We start from the raw sequence: 18,844 nt of genomic DNA, 5'->3' as shown, positions 1-18,844 counted from the left end.
GTTCGTCAAACGGGCACGGGTTTCACCGGGTGGGCCGCGGGTAGCCCGCGTCGAATGACCTCCGCCACGAACGTCGCCGACGCCCTGATCAACCGCCTGCGCGACTGGGATGTCACCCGGGTGTTCGGATACGCCGGCGACGGCGTCAACACCCTGCTGGGGGCGCTGCACCGGGCCGGCGGACCCGAGTACGTCGCCACCCGGCACGAGGAGCTGGCCGCATTCGCCGCATGCGGGCACGCGAAGTACACCGGCGAGGTCGGGGTGTGTCTGGCCACCCAGGGACCCGGTGCCATCCACCTGCTGGCCGGGCTCTACGACGCGAAGCTGGACCGTCGCCCGGTGGTGGCGATCGTCGGGCAGGTGGTGACCACCGCGCTCGGCAGTGGCTACCTGCAGGAGGTGGACCTGCACGCGCTGTTCAAGGACGTGTGCGCGCAGTACGTGCAGACCGTGTTCGCGCCCGAGCAGGTGCTGCCCGCGCTGGACAACGCGATGCGCACCGCCATCGCCACCTCCACCCCGACGTGTCTGATCGTGCCGCACGACGTGCAGAAGGCCGAGATGCCCGACGAGGTGGCCCACAGCCACGGCGTGATCGCCTCGGCGGCGAAGTCGGCCCGCCCCCACACCCACGCCCCGGCCGAGCAGATCCGCGCCGCGGCCGACGTGATCAACGCCGGCGAGAAGGTGGCGCTGCTGGTGGGTCGCGGCGCGGCCGGCGCGGACGAGGAGATCGCGGCGGTGGTCGACCGCATCGGCGCCGGGGTGACGACGTCGCTGCTGGGCAAGCCGGTGCTCGACGAATCGCCGCCGTGGCACACCGGCGTGATGGGCCACCTCGGCACCACCGCCTCAGCCGAGTTGATGCGGCACTGCGACACCCTGCTCATCGTCGGGTCCAACGATCCGTGGACGGAGTTCTACCCGGCCCCCGGGCAGGCGCGGGCCGTGCAGATCGACATCGAGCCGCGGGTGCTGGGTGCGAAGTATCCCGTCGACGTGGCGGTCAGCGGCGATGCGCGTCAAGCGCTTTCCGATCTGCTGCCGCTGCTGGTTCCGGCGACCGACCGTTCGTGGGAGCGGCAGGTGCACCACTGGACCGGCCGGTGGCTCGCGCTGCGCGAACAGCGCTGCCGCGAGAAGACCGTCCACGCCAACCCGGAATTCGTCGTCCACGAACTCTCGGAGTTCCTGCCCGGCAACGCGCAGGTCGCCGTCGACGTCGGATCGGTGACGTACTGGTACGCCCGGCATCTGCGGCTGCCGCCCGGGGTGCCGGCACATGTGTCGGGATATTTGGCGTCGATGGGATGTGCGCTGCCCTACGGGCTGGCCGCCAAACTCGACGCACCGGACCGGCCGGTGGTCGCGCTCGTCGGCGACGGTGCCATGCAGATGTCGGGCCTGCTGGAGCTCATCACCCTCGCCGACCGCTGGCCGCAGTGGACGGACCCCCGCTTCGTGGTGCTGGTTCTGCACAACGGCGACCTCGCCGAAGTGTCCTGGGAGCAACGGGAAATGGAAGGCGACCCACGCTTCCCCGCATCGCAGCGCGTGCCGGAGTTCCCGTACGCCGACTACGCCACGATGCTGGGGCTGACCGGCATCCGCATCACCGAGTCGGCCCAGGCGACGGTGGCGTGGCAACGCGCGTTCGAAGCCGACCGGCCCGTCGTCATCGAAGCGGTCGTCGACGCGGCGACGCCCCTGCTTCCGCCGCTGCTACCCGACGGCAAGGCCGAGACCGTGCTCGGTGCGCTCGCCGAGGAGGACGACGGGAAAGCCGCACGGGACCGGGTGCTGCGCCAGCGCGCCGCCGAGCAGGACCGCTAGACGCGTTCTGCGGCGTTGAGCCGTTCCCGTTGCGGCACCACAACGTATTTCGGGTCCTTCGTCGAAGCAACCCCGGCCTCGAACACCCCGAAACGCTGCAGCGCACTGCCGGCCAGCAGCGCCGCACCCGACGCCGCGATCGACCACCGGCGCCGGCCTACCACGGCGCCCACCGCGCCCGCCACCGTCAGCACTTCCGAGAGTTGCCGATACCGGTGCGGCGGGCCGGTGGTGTAGGCCTCGCCCTCGATTCCCAGCTTCCGTTCCATCGTCCGCGACGCCGCGACCTCCAGCGCCGCGCCCGCTACGGCCATCCGCCGCGCGGGTCCGGTCTCCGCGACCGGGGCCAGCAGCATGCCCAGCCCCGCACCGCTCGCCGCCGCCGATCCGACGAAGATGAACGGCAGGTACGGGTGCGCCTCGCGCCACGCCGGAACAGCCGTGTGCGACAACAGAACCGCGGTGTAGGACGCCACCCCCGGCGCCACGGCTGCGGCCTCCAGCCCGGCCGGGCGGGCCAGCTTGTCGACCAGCCGGCCGACCCACGTGCGTCGCAGCCGCGCCGGCATCAGCTCGGCGACCGCCGCCACACCCGCGCCCGGCCCGTAGGCCCCGAGCATCCAGGTACCCATGCTCATCGGCGAGCTGGGCTTGGCGACCCGCAGCATGTGGTGGAACCGCTCCGGCCGGCCGAGGTCGCCGATCAAGAAGTACATACTGGCCAACAGGCTGGCCAGCGCGCCGACCCGCGACACCCGCCGCAGGCCCGGCCGGCCGGTCAGATCCGCACCCGCGGCCAGCAGCGCCGACCCCGCCGACAGGCCACCGCTGAACAGGTATGCCGCGATCATCCAGTTCCACACCGGCGTCTTGAGGATCTGCCGCCCGTAGTAGGACCGGAACTCGGCCTTGGGGACCGCGAGATGTTCTTTCACGACTTCCCCAGGAACGCCGACACCGCCATACCGACCAAGGCCGACGCGGCGATCCCGGCATAGCGCCACATCGCGCCCGCGTCGCGGGTGGGCACCACCGGATCAGGCGGCAGCCCATAGACTTCCGGCTCGTCGAGCAGCAGGAAGAACGCGCCGTCGCCGCCCACGCCGTCATCGGGGTCGTGACCGTAGAGCCGCGCCTCCGGGAAGCCGCGCTCGTGCAGTTCCTCCACGCGCAGCGCGGCGCGCTCGCGCAGCTCGTCGAGCACCCCGAACTGGATCGAGTCGGTCGGGCACGCCTTCGCACACGCGGGCTCGAGACCGTCGCGCAGCCGGTCGTAGCACAGCGTGCACTTCCACGCCCGGCCGTCGCCTTCGCGCCGCTCGATCACGCCATACGGGCATCCGGACACGCAGTAACCGCACCCATTGCAGATGTCCTGCTGCACAACCACCGTCGAGAACTCCGTGCGGAACAACGCCCCCGTCGGGCAGACGTCCAGACATCCGGCGTGGGTGCAGTGCTTGCACACATCCGAGGCCATCAACCAGCGGAAGTCCTGCCGGGTCTCCGCGCCGGTGACGTCACCGGGCCGGTGGAACGCAGGCATGCCGAGGTCCTCGACCTGCCGGGCGGGTTGCTCGATGAACGCCACGTGCCGCCACGAGTTCGCGCCGAGCTCACCGGTGTTGTCGAACGACATGCCCAGCAGATCGAAGCCGTTCCCCTCCCCGGAGACGGGCACCGCGTTCCATTCCTTGCACGCGACCTCGCAGGCTTTGCAACCGATGCACACCGACGTGTCGGTGAAGAACCCGACCCGTGGCGGATGCCCGTCATAACCCGCGTCGGCGGCGGGATCGTCCAGCGGACCGTAGAAACTGGTCGGGCCGATGCGCGATCCGCTGCGCTTCTCGCTGGCGCCCATCAGGTCTCCTCGGTGTGGTCCGGCGATATCTGCGTGGTGTCCAGGTCGGTGCCGGTTTCGACCGTGATGCCGGCGCGCTCGCGATACAGCGCGATGTACTGCAGCAGCGCCGGTCCGCGCGGCCGGCGGCCCGGCTGGACGTCGCAGGTGGCCACCTTGCTCTCCTGGATGAACACGTTCGGGTCGGCGACCACCCCGAGCAGGTCGTTGACCACGTCGCCGTCGATCAGACCGGAACCGCCCCAGTGGTAGGGCATCCATACCTGGTGCACCACTTCGTTTTCCACCCGCAGCGGCCGCATTCGGTCGGTGACGAACACCCGCGCGTCGACCGCGGCGCGGCTGGTGATCACGTGCGCCCACTCCATGTGCGTCAGCCCGCGGATGCGCGCCAGCTCCGGGGACACCTCGACGAACAAGGCCGGCTGCAACTCCGACAGGTACGGCAGCTGACGGCTCATCCCGCCGGCGGTGTGGTGCTCGGTGAGGCGGGCCGCGGTGAACACGAACGGGAACACCTCGCCGTGCGCGTCAGGCCAGGACGGGTTCGACGGATTGTCCGCTCGCCCATACACTTTGCGCGCGGGGTTGCCCTGCTGCTGGTAAAGCGGGTTGCGTACCGGCGACTCGTGCGGCTCGTAGTGCGTCGGCAACGGTCCGTCGGCGACACCGTCGGGCGCGAACAGCCAGGCCTTGCCGTCGGCCTGCATGATGAACGCGTCATCACCGCGCAGCGCCTCGACCCCTTCGGCACCCTCGGGCGGCACATAGTCGGGCGGCTTGGTCTTCTCGAAATCCGGGGTGTCGTAGCCGGTCCACTCCCCCTTCTCCGGGTCCCACCAGACCAGCTTCTTGCGTTCACTCCACGGCCGGCCCTGCGGATCGGCCGAGGCCCGGTTGTAGAGCACGCGGCGATTCAGCGGCCAGGTCCAGCCCCACTCGTTGTCGTACGGGCCCTGTTCAGTGTGCGGTTTACGCCGGCGGGCCTGGTTGACCTCCTCGGCGTACACCCCGCTGTAGATCCAGCAGCCACACGCGGTGGACCCGTCGGCCTTGAGATCCATGTAACCGTCGATGGCGCGACCGGTGGTCAGGTCGACGCCGTTGATGCGGCGCAGCACATCCTCGGCCGACGGTTCGTCGCCGTCCAATTCGTAGTCCCACCACAGATCCAGCAGCGGACGGTCTCGCGGATCGGTTGACCCCGCAAGCTTTTCGCGCAGCTTGCGGCCCAGGTGGTAGAAGAACCACAGCTCCGAACGGGCGTCGCCGGGCGGTTCGACGGCCTGGTCGCGCCACTGCAGCATCCGCTGGGTCTGGGTGAACGTGCCGGACTTCTCGACGTGCGAGGCGGCCGGGAAGAAGAACACCTCGGTGCGGCAGGTCTCGGGACTGATCTCGCCGGTCTCGATCTCCGGGCTGTCCTTCCAGAACGTCGCGCTCTCGATCATCACCAGGTCGCGCACCACCAGCCAGTCCAGGTTGGCCATGCCGAGGCGCTGCAACCGACCGTGGGCCGACCCGACCGCCGGATTCTGGCCGAGCAGGAAGTAGCCGAACACCTTTCCGTCGACCATGTCCATCACGGTGCGGTAGGTGCCGTGGTCGCCGTTGATGCGGGGCAGATAGTCGAAACAGAAGTCGTTGTCGGCCGTGGCGTGGTCGCCCCAGTACTCCTTGAGCAGCGACACCATATAGGTGTCGGCGTTGCGCCAGAAGCCTTTCTGCTTCTTGCCCATGATGTCGTCGAGGTAGTCGCTCAGCGCCTCGTGACCGGCTCGGGGCATCTCGAGGTAACCGGGCAGCAGGTTGAACAACGTGGGCACATCGGTGGAGCCCTGGATGCTGGCGTGCCCGCGCAGCGCGAACACTCCACCTCCGGGACGGCCGATGTTGCCGAGCAGCAGCTGGATGATCGACCCGGCACGGATGAACTGCGCGCCGAGGGTGTGCTGCGTCCAGCCCACGCTGTACACCAGCGCCGCGGTGCGGTCCCGCCCGGAGTTCTCAGCCCACTTGCGGGCCACCGCAAGGAAATCCGCTGCCGGGACGCCGCACACCCGCTCGACCATCTCCGGGGTGTAGCGGGCGTAGTGCCGTTTGAGGATCTGGTAGACGCACCTTGGGTGCTGCAACGTCGGGTCGTTCGGGATGTCGGTGGAGGCCCCCTCGACCGGCGGCCCACCCGAACCGGCCTGATCGGCTGCGCCGCGTTCCTTGGCGCCGGCGCCGCCGCCCTCGGCGTCGGTGCTCTCGTACTGCCAGCTCGACGGGTCGTAGGACGCCGTCTCCCCGTCGTACCCGGAGAACAGGCCGCCGAGATCCTCGGTGTCCTGGAAGTCCTCGTCGACGATGAACGATGCGTTGGTGTAGGCGGTGACGTACTCCCGGAAGTCGAGTTCGTTGGACAGGATGTAGTTGATCACCCCGCCGAGGAACGCGATGTCGCTGCCCGCGCGCAGCGGCACATGCCGGTCGGCGAGCGCGCTGGTGCGCGTGAATCGCGGATCGATGTGCACTACCTGCGTGCCCCGGGCCTTGGCCTCCATCACCCACTGGAACCCGACCGGGTGCGCCTCGGCCATGTTCGAGCCCATGATGACGATGAAGTCAGAGTTGACGAGATCCTGCTGATAGTCCGTCGCCCCGCCGCGACCGAAGGAGGCTCCCAGACCGGGAACCGTGGCGCTGTGTCATATGCGCGCCTGATTCTCGATCTGCAACGCTCCCAGCGCGGTGAACAACTTCTTGATCAGGTAGTTCTCTTCGTTGTCCAGCGTGGCGCCGCCCAGGCTGGCAAGACCCAGCGTGCGACGCAGCGTGTGGCGGTCGGCGTCGAACTGCTGCCAACCCCGGTCGCGAGCGTTGAGCACGCGATCGGCGACCATGTCCATGGCGGTCTCGAGGTCGAGGTCCTGCCATTCGGTGGCATACGGCGCGCGGTAGCGGACGGTGGTCTCACGCTGCGGACCCGTGACGAGCTGCTTGCTGGCAGAGCCTTTCGGACACAGCCGACCCCGGGAGATGGGGCTGTCCGGGTTGCCTTCGATCTGGACGACCTTCTCGTCCGTGACGTACACGTTCTGCGCGCAGCCGACCGCGCAGAACGGGCACACCGACTTCACGACGCGGTCGGCCTCGACGGTCCGGGGCGTGAGCGAGAGGCTGCGCGGGCTTTGGGCGGCCTTGCCGCGGCCGAGCTTGTCGGAGCCGGTCAGCTGCCGGTACACCGGCCATGACTGGAACAAGCCCTTGATGTCCACGCCGTACCTCCTACCCAGTCGCCACCAATCAAACCACTTGAGTGTTCTAGACGAAGCCGAACATCGGCGGGATGACGACGGCCACCAGGGCTGCCCACATCCCGAACACCGGCAGATACCGGGTCTGCCATCGCTCCATCGCGGCGAAGTCGCGACGGCCACGCAGAAAGCCCGCCAGCAGATACGCCGACCATGTGAGGTTGACCAGCAGCACCAGATTGAGGCCGAGGGCGGTGACCTTGTTGGCACTCGAACCGAACTCCGCGATGCGAGTCAGCATGGCGACGAGCATCAGGACGTCGACGGCCAACGCGCTGAGGACGAGCAGCAGCTGCAGCCGGTCGAAGAAGTCCGGCCGCAGCTGTGGGTCGCGGGCCGAGATCGCGTAGAGGAGCAGTCCGAGGACGAGCACGAGGATGACGTCCATCAGGATCAGCAAGGTGCGGTCGACATCCACGACGCTGCCCGACGCCGCGAACGCGCCCAGCAACGCCACCAGCATCAGCGTCGTCAGCGGCGTGAACACCCGGGTCAGCACCGGAGCGATGTTCTCCACCACGCTCTGCTTCGCCTCGACCAGCCACGCCGCGACCAGTACACCCGTCGGCGCCGCGAAAGCCACGACCCAGTTCTCCACCACCCGCTCGATGTCACTGCCCAGCGCCTCGAACGCGCCGACGGTCAGCGCGGTCAGGACGCCGCCACCCAGGCCGAGCAGGGTCAGGTACACCACCCACTCTCCGGTGAACCGGATGAAATCCATTCGACGCCGGCTGTCACGCCACTGGCCGCCGGTATAGGCGACACCAACGGCGAACCACAACGCGATCGGGATGTGGATGGTCGCGATCACTTCGGTGACGCCGCCGACCTCGAACGGATACACCGACAGCACAACGGCCGCTACGGCGAACGCCGCACCCAGCACCGCGACGGTCCGACCCGGCACCCGTCGCTTCCAGCAGAAGTACGCGACCAGGAACGGCAACACGAAAAGTGCGGCGTAGCGGCCAAATCCGTACCCGCCGCCCATGACCGTGGACCCGATCTTGGTGGCCACGGCCGAAGCGACGGCCAGGCCGATCACGACGAACAGTTCACGGCGGGATCGCGTCGTGCTCCCGTTACCGTCGGCAGGCAGCAGCACCAGTTGTTTCCACAACCGCTCGGAATGCTCACGCGCGAATTCCCGCGAGATGCTGTCGACGTCACCCATCCGTTTGACCGCCACGAGAAACGCTTCGTCGGCGGCAAGCCCCACCGTCGACAAATCCGAAATCTGGTTACGGAGATGATCTTCCATCTCGTCGACGTCAGAGGTGGAGATCGCCGCGTGTCGTTCGACATAGCCGCGCCAGTGACCGATCTGCGATTCCACCACCGGGTCGCCGGTCATCACGCCCATCCCTGCACAGAGGATCCGGGCACCTGCACGTTGCGCCACACCTGGTTCAGCATGTCGGCCATCGCCTCCCACTGCGTTCGGCGTTCGGCCAGCATCTCGCGACCCGCGTCGGTGATCGCGTAGTGCTTGCGTCGACGCCCGCTGTCGGAGCGGCCCCACGACGACGTGACGTACCCCAACCTCTCCAGGCGATGCAACAACGGGTACAGCATGCCGTCGCTCCACTGGATTTGCCCGCCCGACAGGTCATTCACCCGCTGGAGAATCGCGTAGCCGTACGACTCACCCTCGGCGAGAATGCCCAGCACGAGCGGAGTCGCCGAAGCCGCCACGAGATCCTTGTCGATATACATAGCAGCGCTACCCTAGCACTACTAGGTATTGATGGTGCGCGTTCCGTCAGATGCCCGGCGGGTGAGGCGTTGCTTGTCGAGCAGTTCCAACAGCGGCACCGCGACCCGGCGTGTGGTGCCCAAGGCACGCTTGGCTTCTGCGACGGTGAACGGCTGGGCCAGGGTCTGCAGGACTGCCGCGGCGCGTTCGATCGCATCGGGTCCCAGGACCACACCGTCGGCGATCCGGGTCAGTCGGCCGGCGCGCACCGCGGCCGCCAGTTCTCTTGTGCCCAACTCCATTTCCACCAGGGCGTCGGCATCCGGTGCGCTGAACGGTCCGCCGGACCATCGTTCCTCCAGGACGCGTAGCGCCTTCTCGACGCGCTCGGGCAGACCTGCACCGGGACGTCGCACCCGGCCGTCGACCACCTGTAATCCGGAACCGTCGAGCGCCGGTGCGACCAACTCGATGGCCGGTAAAGTCAGCGTCTGCCGCAGCGCTTCCAGCGGCATCCCTGCCGCGATGTCATGGTCGGCGGCCCACCGGTCCACCGCGTCCACTGCCGCGGCCCGTTGCTGCGCCCACCAGCGGGGGTCGACCACCCACTCCCCGATCCGCCGGCCCTCGACACGAAAACCAATGGCGCGCAGCTCGTCTGCGCGGGCACACACCGGCGGCGTCACACGGCCCGTCGCCAGCTCGGCCGCTCGGAGCCGGGCGTCGCCGCGTCGCCGCAGCGGTGCCGGACGCACGTCGAGCACCTCGAATCCGACGGCGGTGCGCTGCCCGCCCGGGTCGCGCAGCACCCCGGCGTCGCCGATTCGTAGCGGTAGCGGACGCGACAACCGCAGTCGCGCCGCGGCCGCGCCGAGGGGGCGCACCTGCACCGGCACCGCGGCGGCACCGATGTGCAGCGTCACCTGGCGGGGCAGCAGATCTTTCGCGCGCAACGCCACGTCGACCTCGGAGGTGTCGAGCCACGCGTCCGGGGTGCGCAGCGCGTCACCGCGAGCGATGTCGCGACGGTCGGCGCCGCGCACGTTTACCGCGACGCGCGCGACGGCGGCGACCTCGGCGCGGTCCTGTCCCAACGACTGCAGGGCGCGGACCGTGACGCGCCGACCGCCGCATTCGAGTTCGTCGCCGACCCGGATCGTGCCTGCGGCAAGGGTTCCCGTCACCACGGTGCCAGCGCCGCGCACGGTGAACGACCGGTCCACCCACAGCCGGACGTCGGCGTCCCGGTCCGGGACGGGCAGACCGTCGACCAACGCGACCAGCTCGGCGCGCACCCGTTCGATATCGGTGGCCACCACCACGGGCGCATCCGGAAACCGTTCGCGCACTTGCGCTACCGCATCCTGCGGGTCGGCCACATCGGCCTTGGTGATCACCACCAGCGTGTGCGCCACACCCAGGGCTTGCAGCGCCTCGAAGTGCTCCTCGGACTGCGGCATCCAGCCTTCGTCGGCGGCGACGACGAACATCACCGCCGCGACCGGGCCGACACCGGCGAGCATGTTGCCGACGAAGCGCTCGTGGCCCGGCACATCGACGAACGCGATCGTCCGCCCATCGATGGTGGTCCACGCGAAGCCCAAGTCGATGGTCAGCCCGCGGCGTTGCTCCTCGGCCAGCCGGTCGGGCCACATGCCGGTGAGCCGTTGCACCAGTGTGGACTTGCCGTGGTCGACGTGTCCGGCCGTGGCGACTACATGCATGCCCGGATCGCCTCGACCAGCGCGTCGTCGTCGTCCGGTGCCACGGTCCGCAGATCGAGCAGGCAGCGGCCGTCCTCCAGGCGTCCCACGACCGGGGTCGCACCGGTCCGTAGCGTCGCTGCGTAGCGCTCCGGGAGACTTACTGCGGCGCTGGGCAATTCGACACCGGGTGCGCCGCCTCCCCCGACGGCGGCGTGACAGTCCACCGCTTCGGCGTCGGGCAGTTGCGCCGCCAGCCGTTCGGCGCGCGCCCGCAACACCGCGACGTCGGCACTCAGCGCCTGCGCAACCGGCGACGGTGGTCCGGTCAGCGTGGCCTCCAGCGCGGCCAGCGTCAGCTTGTCCACCCGCAGCGCGCGGGCGGCCGGGTGGCGGCGCAGGCGTTCGATCAGCTCGGCCGTCCCGAACAGCAGACCGGCCTGCGGGCCGCCGAGCAGCTTGTCGCCGCTGGCGGTGACCAGATCGGCGCCGTCCCGCAGCACGGTGGTGGCGTCGGGTTCGTCGGGCAGCAGTGGGTGCGGGCGCAGCAGACCGGAGCCGATGTCCACGACCAGCGGCGCATCCAACCCGGCCAGCTCGGCCACCGGCACTGCGGAAGTGAAGCCGCTGACCGCGTAGTTCGACGGGTGCACCTTGAGGATGAACCCGGTGTCGGGGCCGATCGCGTCGGCGTAGTCCTGCAGGTGGGTGCGGTTGGTGGTCCCGACCTCGCGAATGCGGGAGCCGGTGGACTCCATCAGGGCGGGCAGCCGGAAGCCGTCGCCGATCTCGATGAGCTCGCCGCGGCTGACGATCATCTCCTTGCCCGGCGCCACCGTCATCGCCGTCAGCAGCAGCGCGGCGGCGTTGTTGTTGACGACGTGCACACCGCCCGCGGTGGGGACCGCCGCGGCCAATGCGGCCAATGCACCCCGGCCGCGCCGGGCCCGCCGGCCGGTGGCGAGATCGAACTCGACGTCGGTGGCGCCGCTGGCGGTCACAATCGCGTCGACGGCCGCCTGCGACAGCGGTGCGCGGCCGAGGTTGGTGTGCACGACCACGCCCGTCGCGTTGATCACCGGCCGCAGGCTCGACGCACCCGACGGCAACGCGGCCACGGCTGCGTCGGCGACCTGCTCCGGGCTGATCTCGCCGCGGCGGGCCCGGTTCTGTGCGTCGGTGATCGCGGCCTTGACCAGTTCACGCCCCAGCACGCGCTGCGCCTCGGCCAGGCGGGGCTCGGCGAGCAGCGCGTCGGTGCGCGGGACCCGCCGGCGCGGGTCATCCATGGCGGAGGCGGACGGGAATCGAACCCGCCAGCGACAGCGACTGCCGCTCGACGATTTTGAAGATCGCGCCGGTCACCAGACCGAAAACGCCTCCCTGAGCCATGACTCCCATCATGGCAGGGCAGCATGGGTCGCATGGACGAGCGTCTGACCCAGTACGCCCACGGCGGCGGCTGCGCCTGCAAGATCCCGCCCGGTGAGCTCGAGGACGTGGTGCGGGGCCTGACGGCGGCGCAGGTGGTGAACCCGATCGGCGAGCTGCTGGTCGGTCTGGATGACGGCGACGACGCCGCGGCAGTGCGGATCGCCGGCGACACCGCGCTGATCGCGACGACGGACTTCTTCACCCCCGTCGTCGACGATCCCTACGACTGGGGCCGCATCGCCGCGGCCAACGCGCTGTCCGACGTCTACGCGATGGGCGGGCGACCCGTCGTGGCCGTCAACCTGCTGGGCTGGCCGCGCGATGTACTGCCTTTCGAGTTGGCCGCCGAGACGCTGCGCGGCGGACTCGACGTCTGCGGCAAGGCCGGCTGCCACCTGGCCGGTGGACACAGCGTCGACGATCCCGAACCCAAGTACGGGCTCGCGGTCACCGGCATCGCCGACCCGAATCGCTTGTTGCGCAACGACGCCGGCAAGCCCGGCATACCGCTGTCGCTGACAAAGCCGCTGGGCATCGGGGTGCTCAACAGCCGCCACAAGAACACCGGCGAACGCTTCGAGCACGCCATCGAGGTGATGACGACGCTGAACGCCGACGCGTCCGCCGCGGCGCTGGCGGCCGGCGTCGAGTGCGCCACCGACGTCACCGGATTCGGGCTGCTGGGACATCTGCACAAGCTGGCGCGCGCCAGCGGCGTCACCGCCGTCGTCGACGCGGCCTCCGTGCCATACATCGACGGGGCGCGGGAGGCGTTGCGCGACGGCTTCGTCAGCGGCGGTACCCGGCGCAACCTGGAGTGGGTGGCGCCGCACATCGATATCTCGGCGATCAGCGAGGACGAGGCATTGCTGCTGGCCGACGCCCAGACCTCCGGTGGGCTGCTGATCGCCGGCGAGATCCCCGGCGCCCCGGTGATCGGTGAGCTGGTGCCGCGGGGTGAGCACACGATCGTCGTGCGCTAGCCCCTCGCCGTGTGCCAGCCCCGCGCCGAGCGCCAGCCCCTCGCCGAGATTGCATCCAGCGCGCGAATTTCGCGACTTGACGCGCGTGGAATGCAATTTCGGCGGGTTAACGGAGCTTCTTCTCCGACGCGGTCTCCGGGGCGTCGTCGCTGGTGGCGGTCAGGAACCGGTCCGGCAGGGCGAGCTTGAAGATGGTCCGCAGGGTCAACAAGTACTGCTTGGGCAGCGATCCCGTGGTGTAGGGCACGTCGTATTTCTCGCAGACCGCGCGGACGGGTTCGGCGATCTGCGCGTAGCGGTTGCTCGGCAGATCGGGGAAGCAGTGGTGCTCGATCTGGTAGCACAGGTTGCCGCTGAGGAAGGCCAGCGTGCGACCGGCGCGGAAGTTGGCGGTGCCCAGGATCTGGCGCAGATACCACTGGCCCCGGGACTCGTCGCGCAACACCTCGGAGGTGAACTTCTCGGCACCATCGGGGAAATGACCGCAGAAGATCACCACGTAGGCCCACAGGTTGCGCAGCAGGTTGGCCGCGGCGTTGCCGGCCAAGACCCGTCGCCACCGTCGCCCACCCAGCGCGGGCAGCACCACGTAGTCCTTGAGGACCTGCCGGAAGATCTTGGCGCCAAACGTTTTGCGTTCGCGGGTGATCCGCGCCCGGTCACCCTCGGATCGATCCCGCTCGGAGTGCACCCCGTGCAGGGCGATACCCCACTCGAAGATCACCGCGAGCAACACGTTCCGCAGCGGCTGGATGAGGTGCTCCGGTTTCCACCGTTCGTCACGGGTCACCCGCAACACCCCGAAGCCGAGGTCGTCGTCGACACCCACGATGTTGTTGAACACGTGGTGGCGGTAGTTGTGCGAGTAGCGCCACTGGGCCGACACCGCGACCATGTCCCACTCCCAGGTGCTGGAGTGGATCTCGGGATCGTTCATCCAATCCCATTGGCCGTGGCTGACGTTGTGGCCGATCTCCATGTTCTCGATGCTCTTGGCTGTCGCCAGCGCGGCCGTGCCGACCAGCCAACCGGTCCTCGAGCGGGTCACGGCGAGCACCAGCCGGGCCGCGACATCGAGACCGCGCTGGAACGCGATCACCCGGCGGATGTAGGCCGCGTCCTGCGCCCCCAGCGAATCCTCGACCTCACGCCGGATCGCGTCGAGCTCATAACCCAGGGCCGCGACGTCCTCGTCGGTCAGATGGGCGTAGGCAGCGGTGTCCGTGATGGCCAAGTGAAGTTCCTGTCGATATCCGGGGGACGGTCATTGACGCGGCCGGCTCTCGGCGAGTACCCGCTCCGCGAGCCCTATATAGGTCTCGGCGACGGTCGACCACGCCAGCGTCGGCGCGAGTTTTCGGGCTTCGGCGGCCATCGCGCCGGCCAACCGCGGTTGGGTCAGCACCCGTCGCAGTGCTGACGCCATCGCCGCGGGATCGTCATGGTCGACGAGGATCCCGGCGCCGCCGGAAAGCAACTCGACTGCGTGCGGGAAGGCGGTGGCCACCACGGGACGGCCCGCAGCGAGGGCGTCGACGAGAATGGCCGAGGACACCTGGTCACGCGAGTCGTAGGGCAGCACGACCGCTGAGACCGACTGGATCAACGTGGTCAGGGTCGCACGGTCGTAGCGGCGGTCGTCGAGGACCACCGAGTCGGCCACGCCGCACCGGGTGGCCTGCGCCGCGCGCGCCTCGCGGTACGCCTCGCCCTGCGCCGCGGCAACCTTGGGGTGGGTCTGACCCACCACCAGGTAACGGGGTCGGCCCGGCACGCTGTCCAACGATGCCATCGCGTCGATGACGCGCTCGACACCCTTGCCCGGGCCGAGTGAACCCCAGGTCAGCAGCACCGGCCTGCTGGCGCGTTTCAGACGTGGGCTGGTCGGGATGGTCCCGCCGTGCGGGATGGCCAGGACCCGGTCGCGTTCGACGGCGTAGTCCTGGCACAGGCGCTCCCGCGCCGCCTTGGACAGCACCACCAGTCGATCCGCGGTCGCTGCGATACGTTCCAACACCCAGCGCTTGTGCGGCTCGGGGTTCTTGGGCACCGTGTGCACCACGACCACCGAGGGCACCCGCAACGCGCCCAGAATCTCCAGCAGCGCTTCCCCGTGCACACCGCCGTACAAGTCGTCCTGGTGCTGCATCAAGGCCACATCGCCCCTGTTGAGCAGGCCGAGGCAGGTGTTCAACGATGCCGCCGATCCGGCGACCAACTCACCGACCACCCGCGGGTCCGGGGAGGCGGCTCCGTCATCGAGGCGCACGGTGTCGACCTCGACACCGCGGTCGGACAGGGCTTGCGCCAGGCGGTCACCGAACCTTGCCGTGCCACTCACCGATGGCGCGAAGGCGCCGAGCATTACGAGACGCAGGTTCTTCATCCTCTCCGAAGTTGCATACACCGCGGGAAAATCGCGAAATCCAGTGCGTGGAATGCAATTTCGGCGGAAAAGAAGTGTGGGCTGGTGAGATTGACTCACCAGCCCACACTGAGGTCTTGGTCTGCCTAGATGGCAGTCACTCGGACGGCCTGCGGCCCCTTGTTGCCCTGCTCGATCTCGAACTCGACGCGCTGGTTCTCCTCGAGTGAGCGGTATCCGCTTCCGTTGATCTCGCTGTAGTGAACGAAAACGTCACCTGCGTCGCCATCGGGGGCGATGAAGCCGAAGCCCTTGTCGCCGTTGAACCACTTCACAGTTCCCTGTGCCATACTTTTTCAACTTCCTCATGTGAATAGATGCCGACAGGCATCCTCGCCGAGCCTAACACGCCTCCCGCACCGATGGGAACCACGGTTTTCAATTGCTCTGCGACACAAGGGTTCAGCCGGGCGAGGCAACTTTCCACTTCGCGCTTTCGGCTTCGGCCAGGCGCAGAACCGTCTGGGCGGTGTCGAAGAGCTTGGCATCACCGGTTCCCGCCGAGGTGGGCAACCCGGCGGCGACGCGCATCACGATCGAGCCGAGGGCCTGCGACGTCATGCTCGGCACCACAAGGAGTTTCGCGCTGCCGTCGGCACCCTTGACTGCCATCAGGCGGGGACGGCGGGACGTGTCGTTGCTGCGCATCAGACGTGCCCCGGTGACGATCGTCTCGAGGTCGAGTTGTCCCTCGGTGGCCGACCAGTTGATCCGGATGTCGACGATCTCACCGAGCGACGGATGCAGCGCGCCGATCAGGTCGGGCAGTTCCGCGGCGATCAGCGCCGTGTGCGGCCACCAGGCACCGTCGATGCTGCCGCCGAGCTGCTTGGACAGCGTCGCTCGGACCGGTCTGGACGCACGGCGGGACCGCGCGAGGCCGTTCATGCGCCTGAGGCGTCGGAAGATTGCTTGCGCGGCTGATCAGAGAAGACGGGGATCGACACCGGCTCCGAAGAGCTGTCATCGGTGCGGATGACCTGCGGCGCCTGACGGTGGGAGAACAGTTCAGACGAATCCATAAAAAGTGTCCTTGAGCGGTGCGGGAGTGACCCCGTACGTGGTCCGAGCGAAGAGAATCGCGTCGCAGGTCGCATCGATTGCCGGTGGGGACTGGTCCGAGAGATCGGACCGCGCAGTGACGCGGCCTACATCCGACAGTACACCTGCCTACGCTGCGAGCGCGGGCACCGCGGTCACGGCTGCCGATTCGATGGTCGGCATCCGCACGCTCATACCCTCGATGGTGATCCCGCCCCACGAATACAGGTTCCAGAACGGGAACGCCGACGTCATCACCTGCACCGTCACCGACTGCCCGGGGTTGAGCGTGTGGGCCACCTGCTCCAGCGACACGGTGACCGTCCGGGACTGTCCGTCCAGTTCCACCGGGATCGGCGTGACGTGGTTGCCCAGCACGAGTCCGGTGCGGTTGTCGATGATCTGGGCGTAGACGTGGCGCGCCGAGCCGGTACCGGAGTAGGTCAACGTCAGCGACGGAGCACCGAGGACGTGGGTGGTCTCGGCGACCTTCGGCATACGCAGGTTCGCGGCGTTCAAAGCGTAAGCGCCGGAAGGCAATCCGAGGATCGTCGCGATCAGTCCCCGGGTGATGATCAGCGGGTTGGGGCCCGAGCCGCCGACGAACGGCACGATCGGCAGGAACTTGGGTCGGGTGCGTTCGGCGACCAGCGGCGTGGTGTCCGGCGCCACCGGGTAGGTGTCGGAAGACAACCACCGGCCCCGTTGATCCACCCACTCGAACTGCGGACCCGTGGAGACGTCGGCGCCCTTGACGTAGCGGTCCAGCCAGTTCAGCGTCCGGTCCATCACGACCTTGCCGTCGTTGAAGCTGCTCAGGCAGGCGCCGTGGCCACCGCAGTACCACAGCACCTTGGTGGTGGTGCCGGCCTCGATCAGGGCTTTGGCGTTGGCGTCGGCCTGGGCGAGGGTGAACAGGGTGTCCACCGTGCCGTGCACCAGCAGCGTCGGGGCGGTGATCTCGTCGATGCGGTCGGCGTATCCACGGTCGTTGAGCAGGTCGATGTCGGACTGCGAGGCCCGTCCGGTCAGGATTCCCACGATCGCGGCGGGCAGGATGCGCTCGTGGGGGCGCGACAGTGTCAGCACCAGCACCGAGGTGAGCAGTGTGGCCCAGCCGCTGCGCACCGACTGCGTCGGGAACAGCACATCGGTCAAGCTGTTCCAGGCGATCGTCGGCACGATCGCGTCCACCCGCTTGTCGATCGCGGCGGTCGCCAACTGGATTCCGCCGCCGTAGGACGCGCCGACCATGCCGATCTTCGGGTCGTCGCCGTCCTTGGCAACCTCGGGCAGGGTGGCCAGCCAGCTGATGATGTGCGACATGTCGCGGCCCTCGAAGTCCGGTGACTGCAACTGCATTCGGCCCTGCGAACGCCACTCCCCGCGCGGATCCCAGGTGACGACGTTGTAGCCGGCCTGCCGGAGCGCGCCGACGCCGATGACGTCGTAGGGCAGGAAGCTGTCGACCTTCAGGTCCAGGGTCGTCGCACCGGGCAGACCCAACCCCGGACCGTTGAGCACCGTGGGCGCCGATTTCCCGGCCGCCAGCCCCTTGGCGGGCATGAAATGCACGTAGATCTTCGCGCCGTCGAACGATTCGACGAGTACGGTGCGCGGCTTCGGAGCGTCGGGGGCGGCGCGGTGATCGACCGGCCACCCGATCCACGGGTGCAGGAAATCCCCCACCAGCGGGATCGCGTGCAACAGCCGGATCACCGGGGTGACCAGCAGGGGGCCGAGGATCGGTACCCGCTGCACCCAGTCCAGCGGAGCCCTCACCTCGGTGACCTTCACATCGGTCGGGATCGGATAGGACGGCGGGTCGTCGGCCGCCGCCGTGGAGGTGGCCTGCGCCGGCGCCGTGTCGGCGGTTTCGGCGGTGAGCTCGCGGGTGGCGGCCACCAGCGACAGCACCATCGACGTGGCGCCGGGCACCGCCGGATTGGCCGGGTCCGCGACGGCCCGCCGGGGTGCGCTGCGGCCCAGCGCCGTCGTCACGGTCGTCGCGGTCTCTGCGGCGGCGGGCGGCTCGTCGGCTGTCTCGTCAGGTGCCGTTTCCGGCGTCTGAGGCGTCGTCTCGGGTGCCGGCTCGGGGGCGGCCGCCACGGGGGGCGTCTCGACCGGGTTCGGGGGCGTCTGCGCCGGTTCGCTCGCCGGTGTCTGCGTCGGCGCCGGCTCCGGGGTCGGTTCCGTCTCGTCCTGCACCGGTTCCGGGTCGGCGGTCTCCGTGAGCAGCCGCGACGACTTCCGGGAGGTCTCGGCGGTGACGGACTTCTCGGCGCGGCGCTCCCGCGTTTCGGCACGGCGAGTGGCGCGCTGGGCGCCGTCGCTCGAATCGGCCGACCGTGCCGAGGTGTCGGAGGCCGACGAGGTGCTCGCTGAGCGCGGCGACGATGTGTCGTCGTCGGCGACCGCGGTCCCCGCGCCGACCACCAGCGCTGCCCCGATCCCCAGAGCCACCGCCAACCCACCGACCCGACCCACGTACACCCCTGCGCCCATGGCTCGATCAAACTCCTCCGCAGGGAGGAGGTGGGCCGATTCGGCCATTTCT

General features: G+C 69.0%; 14 protein-coding genes and 1 tRNA gene. 2 read left to right on the top strand and 13 right to left on the bottom strand.

The window, feature by feature from the left end; translation table 11 throughout:
- The first annotated feature begins 54 nt into the window (after positions 1 to 54).
- On the top strand, positions 55 to 1,836 hold the full coding sequence (locus ACAG25_RS21010; protein WP_370490412.1) for a thiamine pyrophosphate-requiring protein: 1,782 nt from the start codon (positions 55 to 57) through the stop codon (positions 1,834 to 1,836).
- Here ACAG25_RS21010 and nrfD read toward each other — a convergent pair.
- The 8 genes from nrfD to ACAG25_RS20970 all read right to left on the bottom strand — a co-directional run bounded on the left by nrfD (position 1,833) and on the right by ACAG25_RS20970 (position 11,787).
- Positions 1,833 to 2,771 carry an NrfD/PsrC family molybdoenzyme membrane anchor subunit gene (nrfD, locus tag ACAG25_RS21005; protein ID WP_370490411.1) on the bottom strand — a complete coding sequence of 313 codons (939 nt, stop codon included), beginning with the start codon at positions 2,769 to 2,771 and terminating at the stop codon, positions 1,833 to 1,835. The genes ACAG25_RS21010 and nrfD overlap by 4 nt on opposite strands.
- The gene (locus tag ACAG25_RS21000) at positions 2,768 to 3,700 is read right to left on the bottom strand and encodes a 4Fe-4S dicluster domain-containing protein (protein WP_370490410.1); all 933 of its coding nucleotides are present in this window, start codon (positions 3,698 to 3,700) and stop codon (positions 2,768 to 2,770) included. The genes nrfD and ACAG25_RS21000 overlap by 4 nt, the downstream gene beginning before the upstream one ends.
- Positions 3,700 to 6,963, bottom strand: coding sequence for a formate dehydrogenase (gene fdh, locus ACAG25_RS20995; protein ID WP_370490409.1), 3,264 nt, complete (start codon positions 6,961 to 6,963; stop codon positions 3,700 to 3,702). The genes ACAG25_RS21000 and fdh overlap by 1 nt, the downstream gene beginning before the upstream one ends.
- 46 nt (positions 6,964 to 7,009) lie before the next feature.
- A complete protein-coding gene (locus ACAG25_RS20990; protein WP_370490408.1) occupies positions 7,010 to 8,359 on the bottom strand; it encodes a permease prefix domain 1-containing protein in 1,350 nt (449 codons plus the stop codon).
- The gene (locus ACAG25_RS20985) at positions 8,359 to 8,721 is read right to left on the bottom strand and encodes a PadR family transcriptional regulator (RefSeq protein WP_370490407.1); all 363 of its coding nucleotides are present in this window, start codon (positions 8,719 to 8,721) and stop codon (positions 8,359 to 8,361) included. The genes ACAG25_RS20990 and ACAG25_RS20985 overlap by 1 nt, the downstream gene beginning before the upstream one ends.
- Before the next feature lie 21 nt (positions 8,722 to 8,742).
- Positions 8,743 to 10,425, bottom strand: coding sequence for a selenocysteine-specific translation elongation factor (selB, locus tag ACAG25_RS20980; RefSeq protein WP_370490406.1), 1,683 nt, complete (start codon positions 10,423 to 10,425; stop codon positions 8,743 to 8,745).
- On the bottom strand, positions 10,416 to 11,693 hold the full coding sequence (selA, locus tag ACAG25_RS20975) for an L-seryl-tRNA(Sec) selenium transferase (RefSeq protein WP_370490405.1): 1,278 nt from the start codon (positions 11,691 to 11,693) through the stop codon (positions 10,416 to 10,418). The genes selB and selA overlap by 10 nt, the downstream gene beginning before the upstream one ends.
- Positions 11,693 to 11,787, bottom strand: a tRNA-Sec gene (locus ACAG25_RS20970). Before ACAG25_RS20970 ends, selA begins: the two co-directional genes overlap by 1 nt.
- Positions 11,788 to 11,828: 41 nt before the next feature.
- Between ACAG25_RS20970 and selD the strand changes: the two genes are divergently transcribed.
- On the top strand, positions 11,829 to 12,821 hold the full coding sequence (gene selD, locus ACAG25_RS20965; RefSeq protein ID WP_370490404.1) for a selenide, water dikinase SelD: 993 nt from the start codon (positions 11,829 to 11,831) through the stop codon (positions 12,819 to 12,821).
- 106 nt (positions 12,822 to 12,927) lie between these two features.
- Here selD and ACAG25_RS20960 read toward each other — a convergent pair whose 3' ends face one another.
- The 5 genes from ACAG25_RS20960 to ACAG25_RS20940 all read right to left on the bottom strand — a co-directional run bounded on the left by ACAG25_RS20960 (position 12,928) and on the right by ACAG25_RS20940 (position 18,792).
- Positions 12,928 to 14,055: a fatty acid desaturase gene (locus tag ACAG25_RS20960; RefSeq protein ID WP_370490403.1), complete on the bottom strand. Its 1,128-nt coding sequence runs from the start codon at positions 14,053 to 14,055 to the stop codon at positions 12,928 to 12,930.
- Between the two features lie 30 nt (positions 14,056 to 14,085).
- Positions 14,086 to 15,207 carry a glycosyltransferase gene (locus ACAG25_RS20955; protein WP_370490402.1) on the bottom strand — a complete coding sequence of 374 codons (1,122 nt, stop codon included), beginning with the start codon at positions 15,205 to 15,207 and terminating at the stop codon, positions 14,086 to 14,088.
- Positions 15,208 to 15,332: 125 nt separating this feature from the next.
- On the bottom strand, positions 15,333 to 15,536 hold the full coding sequence (locus ACAG25_RS20950; protein ID WP_370490401.1) for a cold-shock protein: 204 nt from the start codon (positions 15,534 to 15,536) through the stop codon (positions 15,333 to 15,335).
- 112 nt (positions 15,537 to 15,648) lie between these two features.
- Positions 15,649 to 16,134, bottom strand: coding sequence for a DUF5994 family protein (locus ACAG25_RS20945; protein ID WP_370490400.1), 486 nt, complete (start codon positions 16,132 to 16,134; stop codon positions 15,649 to 15,651).
- A gap of 282 nt (positions 16,135 to 16,416) precedes the next feature.
- Entirely contained in the window at positions 16,417 to 18,792 is a 2,376-nt protein-coding gene (locus tag ACAG25_RS20940) for a CocE/NonD family hydrolase (protein WP_370490399.1), read from the bottom strand.
- Between the last annotated feature and the right edge of the window lie 52 nt (positions 18,793 to 18,844).

Source organism: Mycobacterium sp. pV006, from assembly GCF_041287115.1.
In the GTDB taxonomy this organism is placed as follows: Bacteria; Actinomycetota; Actinomycetes; order Mycobacteriales; family Mycobacteriaceae; genus Mycobacterium.
Note: the sequence above shows the minus strand (reverse complement) of the source record. Positions and strands in the feature narration are given on the sequence as shown.

Excerpts from the sequence above, each read along its gene's own strand:
- ACAG25_RS20955 (WP_370490402.1), bottom strand. The coding sequence starts at position 15,207 with ATGAAGAACCTGCGTCTCGTAATGCTCGGCGCCTTCGCGCCATCGGTG.
- ACAG25_RS21000 (WP_370490410.1), bottom strand. The coding sequence starts at position 3,700 with ATGGGCGCCAGCGAGAAGCGCAGCGGATCGCGCATCGGCCCGACCAGT.
- ACAG25_RS20945 (WP_370490400.1), bottom strand. The coding sequence starts at position 16,134 with ATGAACGGCCTCGCGCGGTCCCGCCGTGCGTCCAGACCGGTCCGAGCG.
- selB (WP_370490406.1), bottom strand. The coding sequence starts at position 10,425 with ATGCATGTAGTCGCCACGGCCGGACACGTCGACCACGGCAAGTCCACA.
- selA (WP_370490405.1), bottom strand. The coding sequence starts at position 11,693 with ATGGATGACCCGCGCCGGCGGGTCCCGCGCACCGACGCGCTGCTCGCC.
- ACAG25_RS20985 (WP_370490407.1), bottom strand. The coding sequence starts at position 8,721 with ATGTATATCGACAAGGATCTCGTGGCGGCTTCGGCGACTCCGCTCGTG.
- ACAG25_RS21010 (WP_370490412.1), top strand. The coding sequence starts at position 55 with ATGACCTCCGCCACGAACGTCGCCGACGCCCTGATCAACCGCCTGCGC.
- ACAG25_RS20940 (WP_370490399.1), bottom strand. The coding sequence starts at position 18,792 with ATGGGCGCAGGGGTGTACGTGGGTCGGGTCGGTGGGTTGGCGGTGGCT.
- ACAG25_RS20990 (WP_370490408.1), bottom strand. The coding sequence starts at position 8,359 with ATGACCGGCGACCCGGTGGTGGAATCGCAGATCGGTCACTGGCGCGGC.
- selD (WP_370490404.1), top strand. The coding sequence starts at position 11,829 with ATGGACGAGCGTCTGACCCAGTACGCCCACGGCGGCGGCTGCGCCTGC.
- ACAG25_RS20950 (WP_370490401.1), bottom strand. The coding sequence starts at position 15,536 with ATGGCACAGGGAACTGTGAAGTGGTTCAACGGCGACAAGGGCTTCGGC.